13 protein-coding genes and 1 pseudogene are annotated in these 15,341 nt (G+C 53.2%); 13 read left to right on the top strand and 1 reads right to left on the bottom strand.

All coding sequences use genetic code 11. From position 1 onward, the window contains the following. The first annotated feature begins 13 nt into the window (after positions 1 to 13). The gene (gene parC, locus EDC28_RS07190) at positions 14 to 2,308 is read left to right on the top strand and encodes a DNA topoisomerase IV subunit A (RefSeq protein WP_123421124.1); all 2,295 of its coding nucleotides are present in this window, start codon (positions 14 to 16) and stop codon (positions 2,306 to 2,308) included. Positions 2,309 to 2,321: 13 nt separating this feature from the next. Here the strand turns inward: parC and EDC28_RS07185 are convergent, their stop codons facing one another. Beyond that, positions 2,322 to 3,044: a 3-deoxy-D-manno-octulosonic acid kinase gene (locus EDC28_RS07185; protein WP_123421123.1), complete on the bottom strand. Its 723-nt coding sequence runs from the start codon at positions 3,042 to 3,044 to the stop codon at positions 2,322 to 2,324. Positions 3,045 to 3,124: 80 nt separating this feature from the next. On the opposite strand from EDC28_RS07185, the gene EDC28_RS07180 reads away from it, so the two are divergent. The 12 genes and pseudogenes from EDC28_RS07180 (at position 3,125) to EDC28_RS07120 (ending at position 15,127) form a co-directional block, all read left to right on the top strand. After that, positions 3,125 to 4,147: a glycosyltransferase family 9 protein gene (locus tag EDC28_RS07180; protein WP_123421122.1), complete on the top strand. Its 1,023-nt coding sequence runs from the start codon at positions 3,125 to 3,127 to the stop codon at positions 4,145 to 4,147. Positions 4,148 to 4,224: 77 nt separating this feature from the next. Beyond that, complete coding sequence (locus EDC28_RS07175) at positions 4,225 to 4,947, top strand: 1-acylglycerol-3-phosphate O-acyltransferase (protein ID WP_123421121.1); 723 nt, start codon at positions 4,225 to 4,227, stop codon at positions 4,945 to 4,947. Between the two features lie 48 nt (positions 4,948 to 4,995). Beyond that, on the top strand, positions 4,996 to 5,385 hold the full coding sequence (rraB, locus tag EDC28_RS07170; RefSeq protein ID WP_123421120.1) for a ribonuclease E inhibitor RraB: 390 nt from the start codon (positions 4,996 to 4,998) through the stop codon (positions 5,383 to 5,385). An 897-nt stretch (positions 5,386 to 6,282) separates the two neighbouring features. Beyond that, a complete protein-coding gene (locus EDC28_RS07165) occupies positions 6,283 to 7,503 on the top strand; it encodes a cytochrome P450 (protein WP_123421119.1) in 1,221 nt (406 codons plus the stop codon). 2 nt (positions 7,504 to 7,505) lie between these two features. Next, positions 7,506 to 8,660 carry a cytochrome P450 gene (locus tag EDC28_RS07160; RefSeq protein WP_123421118.1) on the top strand — a complete coding sequence of 385 codons (1,155 nt, stop codon included), beginning with the start codon at positions 7,506 to 7,508 and terminating at the stop codon, positions 8,658 to 8,660. After that, the gene (locus EDC28_RS07155) at positions 8,644 to 10,407 is read left to right on the top strand and encodes an ABC transporter ATP-binding protein (protein WP_123421117.1); all 1,764 of its coding nucleotides are present in this window, start codon (positions 8,644 to 8,646) and stop codon (positions 10,405 to 10,407) included. The genes EDC28_RS07160 and EDC28_RS07155 overlap by 17 nt, the downstream gene beginning before the upstream one ends. A 46-nt stretch (positions 10,408 to 10,453) precedes the next feature. Next, a pseudogene (locus tag EDC28_RS20305) lies at positions 10,454 to 11,073 on the top strand (transposase); the annotation flags it as partial. Positions 11,074 to 11,396: 323 nt separating this feature from the next. Continuing rightward, entirely contained in the window at positions 11,397 to 12,371 is a 975-nt protein-coding gene (locus EDC28_RS07140) for an IS481 family transposase (RefSeq protein WP_123421115.1), read from the top strand. Positions 12,372 to 12,427: 56 nt separating this feature from the next. Continuing rightward, the gene (locus EDC28_RS07135) at positions 12,428 to 12,961 is read left to right on the top strand and encodes a hypothetical protein (protein WP_123421114.1); all 534 of its coding nucleotides are present in this window, start codon (positions 12,428 to 12,430) and stop codon (positions 12,959 to 12,961) included. A 25-nt stretch (positions 12,962 to 12,986) separates the two neighbouring features. After that, a complete protein-coding gene (locus EDC28_RS07130) occupies positions 12,987 to 13,364 on the top strand; it encodes a hypothetical protein (protein WP_123421113.1) in 378 nt (125 codons plus the stop codon). A 390-nt stretch (positions 13,365 to 13,754) separates the two neighbouring features. Beyond that, a complete protein-coding gene (locus EDC28_RS20300) occupies positions 13,755 to 14,711 on the top strand; it encodes an RHS repeat-associated core domain-containing protein (protein WP_280530829.1) in 957 nt (318 codons plus the stop codon). 2 nt (positions 14,712 to 14,713) lie between these two features. Beyond that, positions 14,714 to 15,127, top strand: a complete 414-nt coding sequence (locus tag EDC28_RS07120; RefSeq protein WP_123421112.1) for a hypothetical protein — start codon at positions 14,714 to 14,716, stop codon at positions 15,125 to 15,127. Positions 15,128 to 15,341 lie beyond the last annotated feature (214 nt).

Raw genomic sequence — 15,341 nt, 5'->3', positions numbered from 1 at the left:
ACCGGATAAGCCCATGGATGACATCGCAGCGAGTCTCGACGGCATCGAACGCATGCCCCTGCGCCGCTTCACCGAATCGGCCTATTTGAACTATTCCATGTACGTTATCCAGGACCGCGCCTTGCCGCACCTGGGTGACGGCCTCAAGCCGGTGCAGCGCCGCATCGTCTATGCCATGAGCGAGCTGGGCCTGAGCGCGGCCGCCAAGTACAAGAAATCGGCCCGTACCGTCGGTGACGTGCTGGGTAAATACCACCCCCACGGCGACAGCGCCTGCTACGAAGCCATGGTGCTGATGGCTCAGCCCTTTTCCTACCGCTACCCGCTGGTAGACGGCCAGGGTAACTGGGGGGCGCCGGACGACCCCAAATCCTTCGCCGCCATGCGTTACACCGAATCGCGGCTGGCGAAATTCTCCGAGGTGCTGCTGTCTGAGCTGGGGCAGGGCACGGTGGACTGGGTACCCAACTTCGACGGCACCCTGGACGAGCCGGCGGTGTTGCCGGCGCGCCTGCCTCATGTGCTGATCAACGGCACCACCGGCATTGCCGTGGGCATGGCGACCGATATTCCGCCCCATAACGCGCGGGAGCTGACGGCGGCCTGTGTGCACCTGCTGGCCCACCCCAAGGCCACCGTAGAAGAGCTGATGAGTTTCGTGCCGGGGCCTGATTACCCCACCGAGGCTGAGATAATCACCCCCGGCGATGACCTTAAAAAACTCTACGAGACCGGCCGTGGCAGCGTGAAGATGCGCGCCAAGTATGAAGTGGCCGACGGCGAAGTGGTGGTCACGGCGCTGCCGCACCAGGCCAGCTCCGGCAAAATTTTGGAACAAATCGCTGCCCAGATGCAGGCCAAGAAGCTGCCGATGGTGGCCGACCTTCGCGATGAGTCCGACCACGAAAACCCGGTGCGGCTGGTGATCGTGCCCAAGTCCAACCGGGTCGATTTGGACGCGGTGATGGCGCACCTTTTTGCCACCACCGACCTTGAGAAGAGCTACCGGGTCAACCTCAACGTCATCGGCCTCGATGGCCGGCCCCAGGTCAAACCGCTCAATGTGATGCTGGGCGAATGGCTGCAATATCGCACCGGGGTGGTAACCCGCCGCCTGCAATATCGCCTTGACAAAGTGGAAGCCCGCCTGCATGTGCTGGCCGGCCTGTTGATTGCCTTTCTCAATATCGATGACGTCATTCACATCATCCGCACCGAAGACCAGCCAAAGCCGGCGCTGATGACCCGCTTTGGCCTCTCCGCTACCCAGGCCGAAGCCATCCTTGAGCTGAAACTGCGCCACTTGGCCAAGCTCGAAGAGATGAAAATCCGCGGCGAGCAGGATGAGCTGGCCAAAGAGCGTGACGAGCTGAACCGCCTGCTGGGCTCTGAAAAGGCACTCAAGGCCCTTATCAAGAAAGAACTGGAAGCGGACGCCAAAACCTACGGTGACGACCGCCGCTCACCACTGGTGGTGCGCAGCGAAGCCAAGGCCCTTAGCGAAAAAGAGCTGATGCCCACCGAAGCGGTGACCGTGGTGCTCTCCACCAATGGCTGGGCCCGCACCGCCAAGGGCCACGACATCGAGCCCGAGAATTTAAGTTACAAATCCGGCGACGGCTTCAAGGCGGCGGCGCGCGGCAAGAGCAACCAGCCGGTAGTGTTTATCGACAGCTCCGGGCGCAGCTTTGCCTGCGACGCCTTTGCGCTGCCGTCGGCCCGTTCTCAGGGCGAGCCGCTGACCACCCGCTTTAACCCGGTGGCAGGGGAGACCTTCGACCAGGTGTTGCTGGGCGAGGATAACGACCTGTTCTTGATGGCCTCCGACGCTGGTTACGGTTTTGTCTGCAAATTCAGCGACATGGTCAGTCGCCAAAAAGCCGGTAAGGCACTGGTGAGCCTGCCCACCGGCGCCAAGTTGCTGCCGCCGGTGGCCATCGGCAAGGCTGCCGAAGATGCCAGGGTCTTGGCTATCACCAACGAGGGGCGGATGTTGCTGTTCCCGCTGGCCGATTTACCGGCGCTGGCCAAGGGCAAGGGCAATAAGATCATCTCCATTCCCTCGGCCCGGGCCGCCAGCCGCGAAGAAGTGGTGCGCCAGCTGACCGTGCTGCGCCCCGGCGACAGCCTGGTGGCCTATGCCGGCAAGCGCAAGCTGACCCTCAAGCCCGACGATCTCGAGCACTACCTGGGTGAGCGAGGCCGCCGCGGCGCCAAGCTGCCCCGTGGCCTGCAACGGGTAGACGAGGTACAAGTGAGCGCCCCTGGCAGCAGCCAGAGCGAGCCGCAGGGTTCGGAAGAAGAGTAAAAAAAAGGCGCCGTCAGGCGCCTTTTTCGTAACCGGCCATCAGGGCCTGCCAGTCTTGCTGGGCTTGCCAGTGAAAGCCGGGCAGCTTGCCTTGCTCTTTGTTAAAGGAGCGCAGCAGCCTTGCCAGGTTGTCTTCCTTCCAGACCCCATCGGCCCGGCAGGTGCCGCGATCAAAATCGATAAGCCACAGCTGGCCATCTTCTGCCATCAGGATGTTGTGGGCGTTGAGGTCAGCATGATAGACCCCGGCATCGTGAAAGCGGCGCACCAGCGCACCGACGGCTTGCCACTGCTGAGCTGAGAGCGCCTTTTCTTTGAGCCAGGCCACTAAATCCCGGGCGCCAGGTATTTGCTCGATAAGGATGTCGCCGCGATAACGGATACCAAGGCGCTCCACATGGGCCGCCACCGGTTTGGGTACCGGCAGCCCCATTTGGTGGAGCTTGGCCAGCAGCCGAAATTCGGCCACCGGGCGGGTGCGCTCGATACCGGTGTAGAGGTAGCTGTCTTTGACCAGCTTGCCCACCATGCCGCCACGGCGGTAGTGGCGCAGCACCCAGTTTTGCTGGTCTTGGCGAACAAAGTAGGTAGTGCCGCGGCCATTGGAGGTGCCGGTGACGGCGTCTCGGTCCTGCCAGTATTTGGGGGAGAATTCGTCGGGCCCGGCCAGGGGCATCAGCGCCCTGTCGTGCAGCAGAAAATGGCGGCGGCTCCAGAGCTGGTGTTGGCTGTCCATAAAGGCCCTCAAAAACGCAGGCGGCCATTGTACATCAGCAATTTAGCCCTGCATAATGGCCGCGTCTTTAGGGAGCCCCCATGAAATCCGTCTGTATCCTGCGCCTTTCCGCTATCGGTGATGTCTGCCATGCCCTGGCCCTGGTCAATGTGCTTAAAGCCCGTTGGCCCGAGTGCGCCATTACCTGGGTATTGGGTAAGGCAGAAGCGCAGTTGATGGCGGGTCTTGATGGTGTGGAGCTGGTGGTATTTGACAAAAAGGCCGGTTTCAAAGGCATGAAGGCGGTATGGCAGCAGCTTAAAGGCCGCCGTTTTGACGCCTTGCTGCACATGCAAATTGCCCTGCGCGCTTCCTTGCTCAGCACCGGTATCAAGGCCGAGCGGCGCATCGGTTTTGACCGCAGCCGCGCCGGGGAAGGCCAGTGGCTTTTTACCCGCGAAAGCATCGCCAGGCCCGAGGGGTACCATGTACTGGATAACTTCCTCGAATTTGCCCGTTACCTCGGCATTGACGACCCCAGGCCCAACTGGCAATTGCCGGTGCCGCAGCAGGCGCTGGAAAAGGCCAAGGAACTCATTCCCGACGGCAAAAAGACCCTGGTGATTTGCCACAGCGCCTCCAAGCCCCAGCGGGCCTGGCTAGCCGAGCGTTACGCGGCGGTGGCCGACTGGGCGGTGGGCGAGGGCATTCGGGTGCTGCTTTGTGGCGGCCCGGCGCCGGCTGAGCTGGCCCTAGGCAAAGCCATAGAGGAAGAAGCCAGCGAGAAGCTGGTCAACCTCACCGGCCAGACCGACCTTAAAACCTTGTGGGCGATTTTAGGGCGCGCCAGTGCGGTACTGGCCCCCGACACTGGCCCAACCCATATGGCGTCTAGCCAGAAGGTGCCCACAGTGGGGCTCTATGCCCACTCTAACCCCCGGCGCACCGGCCCTTACAACCACCAAAAACTGGTGGTGAATCGCTACGACGCCAATATCCTTGCCCAAACCGCCAAGCCCTGGACCGAGCTGCCCTGGGGCCAACGGGCCAAGGGCGACCACCTGATGGCCGGTATCGGCGTCGACGAAGTAATAGGCCGGCTCAAGCCCTTATTGATTAAGTGAACAATTGTTCGCTGATCGGAGGTGCGCTACCGGGCGCAGCCGTTATAATGCCAGCCGCTCTATAAACAGGTATCGCCATGCTCGCCTTGTTACGTCTGCTGTTGTTGGCCGTTTTCTTCCTGCTGGTTTGTGTGCTGGGCTCACTGTTCTGCCTGCTCCGGCCCTTCCATGCCAACCACGTTTACCGCTTTTCACACCTGTTTGCGTCTTTTGCGCCGATGCTGGGCATCAAAATCAAGGTGGAAGGAAGTGAGCATCTGCCCAAGGGCAACGCCGTTTTCATCGGTAACCACCAAAGTACCTGGGATCTGTTTACCGCCTCCAAAGCGGTGCGCCCCGGCACCGTTACCGTGGGTAAAAAAAGCCTGGTGTGGATCCCCTTTTTCGGCCCCCTTTACTGGCTGACCGGCAATATCCTCATTGACCGCAAGAACAGCTCCAAGGCCAAAGGCACCATCGACCAGACCGCCAAGCGCATCCGCGAAGAGCATCTGTCGGTATGGCTGTTCCCTGAAGGCACCCGCAGCTATGGCCGCGGCCTGCTGCCCTTTAAAACCGGCGCCTTTCACACCGCCATCGCCGCTGGCGTACCCATTGTGCCCATCGCCGTATCGAGCCTCGATAATATTCGCCTGAACAAGTGGAATAACGGCGAGGTGGTGGTGCGTTACCTGCCTGTCATCGAGACCCAAAATCTGAATAAAAGTGATGCCCGGGAACTGACCGAGCGCTGCTACCAACTGATGAGCCAGACCCTTGGCGAACTCAATGGCGCCGTGGCCCAAAAGGGCAGCGAGTAACAACACCATTTCGTGCTAGGCTATCGCCACTTGCTATTGGAGGTCGTTATGTCCCTTGCCGCCCGCCTGGAAGCCCAACATCAGGACAACCAGGATATTGTCGATACCCTCATTGAAGACGGTGCCGATCTGAATGACGAATTCGTGGTGGAACACCACTTTGCCTGCGCCAATTTCGACAAATTGGAGAAGCTGGCGGTAGAGGTGTTCAAACTGGGCTTTGACGTTACCGATGCCGAAGAAATGCGCGAAGGGCGCAATATCCTGTTCTGCTTCGACGCCGTCCGCGAAGGCCCGCTGGTGCTCGAAGAACTCAACGAAGACACCGACACCCTGATGAAGCTCGCCGACCGCTTCGGCGTCGACTACGACGGCTGGGGCACCTACTTCGGTGAAGAAGTCGACGAAGACTACGAAGAAGAAGACGAAGACGAGTAACCTCTCATCTCACAAAAAAGGCCGGCGTAAGCCGGCTTTTTTGTTGGCAGTTAAAGCTAAGCCTTGTTCGTATCTATCCGCCATCAACGCCAGTTAAATAGGGCTTTTTGCAAAGTAAGGAGGGAGCTGATGTTACATCAGTTAATTCTTATTTTTGACCGAGGTAACATTTTTGTAGTACCTGTATTTTTTTACTGTTGAATAGCTCGGTTTTAGGGGGTAGCGTGAACTGGCACTTGTTTTGAAGTCGGTGCTTATTTTATTAAGCAATAACATGGAGATGTTAACGATGAAGAAAATGAAGAATGCCGTTCTGCGTAAGCTTGGCCTGCGTTCTAGTGCATTAGGTTGTGGTGGTCGAGGCTATCCCAATAGCTGGCGTTGGGTGATGTACCATCACATGTAAGTAGTAGCATGATAAAAACTAAATACTGCTGCCTGAACGACAGAGATACTCATGACCATCTATTTTTACCAAGGTTTTACTCTGACAATGAGTGTTGGTGGTAGTTTTATATTATTGTGCTGATAGGCTTTAGATTTCTAATTTAGTTAACACTTGCTAATTGTGAAGTGGGTGTTTTATTCCTAATTCTAACTCAATTTTATTTTTTGTTTTGCAAGATTTTATTGTTGGACAAATTAAATGGTTGAGATAGAGTGAATCGGTACCGTTGGATTGTAGGTACTTTCTTATCATACATGGAGACGTTCGTTATGAAGAAAATGAAAAACGCTGTAATGCGCACCCTCGGTCTGCGTAATCAAGCCGTGTGCTATAGCAAAAACCCTAGCTGGTTTTGGATGCTTTATCATCACATGTAATAGCATGGTTTAAGAAGCCAATGGGTGCCAATTGATTTGGCGCCCATTTTATCCTTTTACTGAGCATTACTTATGACGCTGCCAAAAGAAAATGAAGATATAACTGCATTAAAGAAACGCTGTCATAGCGGTGACGAAAATTTCTCGCTTGGGCCTAATACACATTGTATTTTCTCAGCTACGGCGGCCAAAGAGTTTAGTCAAAAAAACTATCAAGACCTGACTTTACCTGATCGGCTTATCGATATTTTACGCAGGCGTAGCTCATCAGTGGTGAGCTGGCAAGAGATCCGATCGGGTTGGATAGATGTGCTGAAAAATCAGAACACGGCGCCTGCCTTGAAAGAGCTGTATGAGAGGATGAGCCATTTCTGGGAAGTGGCGTCTTTGGAGGCCGAAACTGACTTTTCTGATCTTATTCAATGGATGACGGTTGGCAGCTTATTACCCTCACTAGTAAATGATCTCTCTGGCGAAGAACGTCAACTTATCGAAGCCGACCAAAAGAATAAGTTATCATTTTTACTGGCAGAAAAAACGTCTGTGTCTGCTCGCCAACGCTGGCTGATGGCTTGGCGCAGTATGCGCGCGGCTTCTGTGTTTCGCCGAGCAATTAAGCGACGCAGTAAAGAAGAGCAGCGGCCAGATTTATTGCAAACCGTTGTACAACTTTTGCCGCGGCTGGGAATGGATAGAGCGGTAGACGCCATGGTAACGGTACACACCGCCGTTAACGGTCCTCCCGGGGCAGCTCTTGGGTGCTTGGCCTTCGAACTTTCTCGTCGTCCTGAATGGATGGTGCGTATTCGTGAGCAATTGGATGGGGTCAGTATTGACGACTTCTGTCAGTCTCCCATGACAGTTTCAAGTGATTTGATGGCCTTTGTTCGTGAAGTCCTGCGTATGTGGAATGTACCTGTTGTTTTTCGAAATGCCCGTAAGGCTTTGGATGTCGCTGGCCAGCAGATGTCTTTAGATGCCAGTGTGATTATGAGCCCCTACTTTATTCATCGTAATCCTCAATACTGGCCGGATCCTGACATCTTTAAACCAGAGCGGTGGCTTGAGCGCCAACAATTGGTATCTGGTACTTATGTGCCTTTTGGCTGGGCGCCCAAGCATTGTGTAGGGGCACAGTTGGGTACGGTGCAGATGTTGCTGCTCGGATACCTATTAACCAAGGATTTTTCTATTGAGGTTGATGAACGAAGTCGCCCCCATATTGTGATGACGGCCTTACCGACTCCGATGGATTTCAAAGGAAAGGTGGTCCCTAGGACGGAGAGTCAATAGCCGTGAAATTTGAACCTTCAGATGCCCTTTTTAAAGACCCTTATCATTTTCTGGACCTGGGACTGGATGCCGGAAGTGACATTATTGAATTTCCTGAACAAAATTATTACCTGACCGACCTAGACGATGCTAAGGCCGTGCTGGCCAACAAAGATGAAAATTATCACCCTCACTCTGATTTCTTTTTTACCAGTCGAGGCTTGTTACAGCCGCGCAGCCGTCAGGTGGACATGGCCAGAGGAGCTGTAAAGTTTCTTCAACAGCACCTTAATGCAACAAGGCGGCTGCTACCAGAAAGGGTCAAGGAGCAGTTACAGGGACGGCACAGTTGGCCGGATATCTCCAACTTGTTTATGTTCTCACTTTTCGAGCCGGCATTGTTGGATGCTCGGGGTGATAAAACCCTAAAAAATTGTCTTGATGAAATCGTTCATCGCTCAGTGCTATCCGGCAAACGGCTTGAGCACGGAGGCTGGCGTCGCTGGCTATATCGCCAGCGCAACTATCGGCTGTTAAAAAAGGAGATCCGCGCGCGACGCCGAGGACTGGTGGAGTGTCAGGATGTAATGTCCGCTTTAGTTGGAGCTGCGGACCACGGGATCAGCGATACCGAACTTGCAGATATTTTTCTGTCTTTTCTTTTTGCCACTACCGGTTCTCTGGGTTTTTGCCTGAGCTGGTGTCTGCATCTGGTCAGCGAAGCCCCCGAAAAAGCTAAACTTCCTTCCCAGTGGCTAGTGCTTGAGGCGCTGCGACTTTGGCCTGTGGCCTGGAATCTGGCCAGGATGCCTGCAAAGGACCATCAATTGCCTTCGGGCCATAAGGTCAGCAACAACAGCGTGGTGATCGCATGCCCCTACTCTGTTCAACGAAACCCCAAGCACTGGCCTGACGCCGACCGCTTCTTACCGGAGCGCTGGCAGGATAATAGCAATCGCCAGCGTTTACTTGCCTTTGGGTGGGGGGAACATAAGTGCGTGGCATCCAATTTGACTCTGGAGTTGGTTTCCGAGCTTCTGGATATCATTTTGGGAAATTACCATCTCTCCTGCGAATACTCAGGCGAGCGCCCTCTTGCCCAGGCGGCATTGGCTCCCCCATCTTTTACGTTGACTCTCTCAGCCAAGACGGAACACAACCATGCTCAGCTGGCATGACATTGGCAGACAACTGCTAAGACACCGTCGCACCTTGATAGCAGCACATGGTTTTGCCTTGCTGTCTGTCTTGTTGAGTGTGCCTTTGCCGCTGATGATGCCGGTGCTGGTGGATGAAGTGCTGCTACATAAGCCAGGTTGGGTCAGTGCATTACTTGGTAAACTTTTCCCGGCAAACCTGCTGAGCCCTGTTTTTATTATTCTGGTGTTGTTGGCTGTGGTGGTGGTGATGCGCCTTATCGGTCTTGCCGCGGATGTCTGTCAGACCAACTTATTCAGCCGGATAGCTAAAGCGGTATCAAGCCAATTACGGGTACGGCTGGTTAGGCAATTGTCTCGTGCTGAGCTGTCAGCTTATGAAAACCTGGGAACGGCAGCGGTTTCTTCTCGGCTGACGATGGATGTAGAGACTTTGGATCATTTCATTGGGCCAGCCCTTTCCCGGCTGGTTATCAATGTGCTGACCCTGGCTGGTGTATTGGCTATTTTACTCTGTATTCATTGGCAATTAGCGCTGGTCTTATTGTTGCTCAATCCGGCCATGATCATCTTGGCCCGCATGTTGGGTAAGCAGGTTGGTGCACTTAAACAGCAGGAAAACCAAGCCTTTGAAGATATGCAGCAGGGGATGGTTGAAACGCTGGACGCCGTTGTGCAAATAAAGGCCAACCGTCAGGAAAGGGGGTTCTTCCCTCGAGTGGTTTGGCTTATTAGGCAATTGCGGCGGCGAGCCACCGATGCGCGATGGAAGAGTGAAGCGGTATACCAACTGACCCATGCGGTATACATGATAGGCTTTGATATTTTCCGTACCTTGGCAATGCTGACAGTGCTGTTTTCCGACCTCAGTATCGGTCAGATGTTTGCCGTTTTTGCCTATCTTTGGTTCATGATGACGCCGCTTCAGGAGCTACTGGGCATGCAGTATGCCTATCACCAGGCTGAGGCTGCCAGAGCGAGGCTTAATGAAATCATGGCGATGCCGGTTGAAGATGAAGAGGCCGGTATGGCGGGCCGCTCCGGACCCATGCACATTCGTCTAGAGGAGCTGTCGTTTGCTTACCCTGGACAGACCAAGGTGCTTGACCGAGTTTCCATGACCTTAGAACCGGGGCAAAAAATTGGTCTGGTGGCTCTTTCCGGAGGAGGGAAGTCAACCTTGGTTAACCTCATTCTGGGTCTTTACCCCCATCAAGGGGGGCACATCCTTCTGGATGGGGCACCCATTGAGGATATCGGCCGCCATTCTCTGCGGGAACAAGCCGTGACATTGGTCCAGCAACCGGTGTTTTTCAACGCATCTATCCGCGACAATCTAACCGCCGGGGGGCCAGCAGTTGCTGACAATCAACTGTGGCAGGTGTTAAAGCTGGCTGAGTTAGAAGAACTGGTGGCTGCTATGGCGCAGGGGCTGAATACCCAGGTTGGCCGTGGCGGGATCCGATTGTCGGGAGGGCAGCGTCAAAGATTGATGCTGGCACGTATGATGCTGAGCCCGGCACCGATGGTGATTTTGGACGAAGCTATGTCAGCTCTTGATGCGGTGACCGAGCAACGTTTGCTGGCCAATATGGCCCCGCTTTTAGAAGGACGTACCGTGCTGATGATCAGCCATCGCCTGAGTAGTCTTCGCCACGCTGATGTCATCTACGTATTGGACGACGGTAAAATTGGGCAAGCAGGCTCCCATGATGAGTTGGCTCGCCAAGAAGGACTGTATCAAACCTTGTTGGCAGCCCAGAGTTAATGCCTGAGCCGAAGCACTTTTGCAGTGCCTCTGATCTTTTCCCCGGTTCCAATTGATGGAGCTACCGCTGACCTTGCCCAGTTACAGCTGCATCAGCAAACGTGCCAAGACGGTCAAGATTCACTATCGCCTGCCTAGCAAGGGCCCCGTTGCCCACCTGGTGATTGATATCACCACCGGGCCGCAGATGCGCAGACCCATGAGGCTATCGCCGCCGAAGTCAGCCTAGAAAACGTCGGTTATAGCGAGGTACTGCCCGGACTGCTCAATCCACTGCGCCGCCGTATCGAACAAGTCAGCGCCGACGGGGTTTACGACAGCAAAGCCTGCCAGCGGCAGCTGCAAAAAAAAGGCGCCAAAGCCAGTATCCCGCCCCGCAAAACAGCTGGGCTCTGGGAGGAAGGGCATCCGAGGAACGAGGCTGTGGCGACGCTGAAAGCCGAGCAACTGGCCGAGTAGGAAAGGGAAAGGGAAAGCGGCTATTACCAACGCTTAAAAACGGAAACAGCCATGTCGCGATACAAGCAGCTCATCAGTCCGAAGCTGGATCTGCGCGACTTCAATGGCCAAGTGGTAGAGGCTTTGGCCGGGGTTAAGGTCATGAACAAAATGCTGACCTTAGGTATGCCAGTTCGCCAGGCCCTTAAAGGGCGGCCAACCCTTTAAGGGCCTGCGTTTCCTTGTCGGATTTAGGAAACAATGCCCCTGAGCGATCCAATTAACTGGCTTAATTCGAAATAATGCTAGTGAAGTTATTATCTTAAATGTAACTTATGCGTTACACCTTTCGTGGGCTTTATGCGGTCTCTTTAAACTTACTCAGCCAGACGAGTGCTGCAACTTAACTAGGATGAATAAAAGTGAGTAAACGGATTTGCTCTTATATAACTGCTGGGTCCCTGATGATTGGTTAGAAAACCGTAGCCATCGTCTGCTTAAATCATGCCGATGGTTAGAACGCTTTATTGACCAACTCAGGGAACAGCTCGTTGAACATCAAATTGCACGCTAACGCGGCCACCACGCCCAAGGTCCGACAATACATCCAACAATCGACCCAGTCGGTCGCGGCCTTGGCCAAGGAGCTGGGGGTGTCTGAAACCACCATCCGGCGCTGGAAGCACCGCGATAGCGCGCAGGACCGGTCGCACACCGCCCACAACCTGCAAACCCATCTCAACCCGGTACAGGAATGGCTTATCGTCGAGCTGCGTAAGACACTGCTCTTGCCGCTCGACGACTTGCTGACCGTGGTGCGTCGCTTCATCTTCCCTGAGCTATCCCGGTCGGCACTGGACCGTTGTTTGCGCCGTAACGGCGTCGGCAACCTCAAGGCGCTGCTGCCGGACACCGAGCCCAAGTCATCCCCCAAGTCGTTCAAGGACTACGAACCTGGCTACGTCCATGTCGACGTGAAATACCTGCCGCAGATGCCCGATGAAACGCGCCGCAAATACCTGTTTGTCGCCATTGACCGGGCCACCCGCTGGGTGTACCTGGAGGTTATGAAAGACAAGACCGCTGCTTCGGCCAGCCGCTTCCTGAGCCATCTTACCCGCCAGGCCCCCTTCAAAGTGCGTATCGTGCTGACCGACAACGGCAAGGAGTTCACTGACCGCTTCTGCGCCACCGGCCAGCGGGAGCCCACTGGCGAGCATGGGTTTGACCAAGTGTGTGCCGACCAACAGATAGAGCACCGCCTCATCAAACCTCGCCACCCGCAGACCAACGGCATGGTTGAGCGTTTCAATGGCCGTATCGCCGTGTTGCTGAAAGAAAACCGTTTCGCATCAGCCGAGGATTTGGCGGCCACCCTTGAGCGCTACCAGCGGCTATACAATCAATTCATTCCACAGAAAGCGTTGAGTCATATGACACCGCTGGATAAGCTCAAAGCGTATTACCAAGAGTCACCCGCGTTATTTCGGATAAGACCAGTCAATCGTTCGGGACCTGACACCTAACTACTGGAGATATATGGCAGTCATTTTTCTCTGGAGTCGGTAATAATGTTGCTAATATGGGAGTGGATGCATTAAACCTTGTTCTTAATTTTACAGATCTAGCAGGTATAGTTGATTCTATTGAACCTGTGCAGCCGTTTACTCCAGTGAGCAATTATTTCGGCTCCGAAGGAGCTGCCGCGACAGATGGGGTTATTGCTGTCACTGGTGCCAGGGCCTTAGCTGAAGGGGTTGTGGGTCTAACAGAGAAAGGCGTAGCGAAAGTTGCTGGAATGAGAGGGGCTGCAGTCTCAGATGATGCTGGGAATGTAATAATACTGTCCAAATCAAAGTTCGGTCACACATTTACGAGTCATGGAGAAGATGCGACGGAGTTTTTAATGAAACGCGCTGCAGGATCCGGGAAGCCTATGGGGCAGTTTTTAGATAACCAAGCTGCAGCGAAACTAATTCAAGATAATCTGGTGAAATTAAAAAATGGGCCGATGTCGGTACCTTCACCAAAGGGGTTTCCTGCTCGCATGATTATGCCTGATGGTACTTTTCCCCAGCATCGACTATACGTCTTGTACCAAGTGGTAAAGGCGTAAAAACAGCGTATCCGGAGCTTTGATTATGTCTAGAGAGTTTTATGGTCCGACTGCGAATGCCGAAATTTTTATCAACCGACTATTGGGTCTTCCTGCCACAGGTAAAGAGCAAGATTGGGAATTTGAATTGGCCGATCCCAAAAAAATAGATGAGATCCTTAATGCTCTCGAGTCTAAAGGTTTAGATTTTGAGTTACAAAGTGCACTCTCATTGTTGTTGATAAGTTCGATCGAAGAAGCCAGCGACTTGGATATTATTAATGACGTTCAACTAGATCGAGCAAGGAAGTTCTTTTTCGATAACACTGAAGTCAGAGAAAGAATGTCCTTTTATTGGCTAGAATTGGATAGGGCGGCTGATAAAACATTAGTTCGTAGATTGATTTCCTGTAGTCAGTTCTAACATATGAATGGAGAAGCATATCTAAGATAGTTATATAAACCCAAGTAATGAGGGGGCTAGGCTTGCAGGGGACTATTGGCTGAAAGCGTAGTCAGCTGACCCTTCGCGTTCTAATCTGTGTCCGTACAAAGTATGCCATACCACAATTTCTTCTGCCGTTTATTGCAAAAAATGGATAATTCCACCAGCACTCCATGTAGCCCACACCAGTAGAGCTGCGCAGGGGCGGCCAGCGAGGGGGGGGAGGGAGGGCAGCGCCGTCAACTGACGGTGCTGCACGGAATGGACGGCTGTGCTGGTTTATCTTGCGCAGTTGAGCTGGTTTCTAAAGCAAATCACCCTGTTTGAGTCTTTCACAATGTGGCGTTGCCCTAATCTCGACAAGTTCATATGAACGGCCGGGTGTACGACTACAACCTGGGCCGGTTCTTAAGTGTGGACCCGCTGATCCAAAGCCCCACCAGCACCCAGAGCATCAATCCCTATAGCTATGTGATGAACAACCCCCTGGCAGGCACAGATCCGACGGGATATTGCGCGGCTGCTACAGGGTCGCATATTTGTAGCAATGTGAAGGCAACTACGACACAGGATGGCGGCACCCTTAAGATCCATCTCACGGGAGGGACGCGCAAGCAACAGCAGGCTGTGGTCCAGGTGATATCCAATGGGGTCTCTTCAGCGGTATCAGCCTTATCCAAAGCACAGGTCACCACGAATGAAATAGGTGGACAAAAGCAAATCGCGCAGCAGGGAGGAGCTGGACAGAATAGTGAAGGGAGCAGCTCAGGTACTTTAAATCAAAAAGATGCATTGGCAGCGACCACCTTAGCCCTTCCACTTAGTCGCGCCGCCTCAGCTACCGCTGCGATAGCAGAAACTGCTGCGAGTGGAGCTGCGGAAAATGTGCTGACTTTTAACCCTGTTTGGGCTGCGATCGCTGCGGCGGTATATTCAAAAAGCCTTAATGAAGGTGAAGATGAAGCTCTTGGAAAAATGAGAATTGATTCGGATCTTGATAATAGAAATAAAATGCCCGTTGCGGTAATTGGAGAGACTCAGAAAAGGGCCTCTGTAATGGTAAATGCTTTAAAGCGCTCGGGAATGAATGTTGAAGTGATAACAGATGTATGGCCTAAAGGGCTTCTTCCCAAAAATGACATGCCCAGTTCTCTTGAGTTTAACCGTCAATGGATAAATAGCGTTATGGATAGAGATATGATTATATATGATGTAGGTTACGACCCTACCCGCATTAGAAACCCAAGTGATTTTTATAAACTCGAAAGAGATGAAACAAGGAAAAGAAGTTATAGCTTAAGGGTAGGAGCGAGGCTTAAGGAGTGACTATGTCTTACAAACTTATCGATTTCATTACGTTATTGTTTGGCGAGCTTGTGGCTAAATATAAACTACGCGTCTCCAGTGAGACATATGGAGAGTGGATGCATGAGAGTGTCATGGTTGAGGGGGATAGTATAGCGCTTTCTTTCGAACAAGATAATATGAGTGATAGTTTCTATGTCAATTTGTTAGTTAAAGTTGATGGTGAATTGCCAAATGCCCTTTCCGAAAGAAGAATAATTAATATTTTCTATCTTGGAAAGGCTCTTGGCTGGAGCGATGCGCCTCAGGAGAAAGATGACTTGGTGATTTGGCTAAAGCAGAAGTTAGATTCTGACTATTACTCTATATTCCATCCAAGCGAAGAATTACTGAAAATGGCATTGAGCTTACAGCAGAGAGATCAGCGATCTACTTGATTGCTAATTTTCAGCACCCTGCGTAGTTCAAACCAGCTGAGCTGCGCAAGCGTGGCCAGCAGGCTGTGTGGTTGGGGGCAGCGCCGTCAAGTGACGGTGCTGCACAGGATGGACGGCTGTGCTGGTTTATCTTGCGCAGTTGTGCAGGTTTCTAAAGCAAATCACCCTGTTTGAGTCTTTCACAATGTGGCGTTGCCCTAATCTCGACAAGTTC

The sequence above is a fragment of the Gallaecimonas pentaromativorans genome (assembly GCF_003751625.1).
GTDB classification, from domain to species: Bacteria; Pseudomonadota; Gammaproteobacteria; order Enterobacterales; family Gallaecimonadaceae; genus Gallaecimonas; species Gallaecimonas pentaromativorans.
Note: the sequence above shows the minus strand (reverse complement) of the source record. Positions and strands in the feature narration are given on the sequence as shown.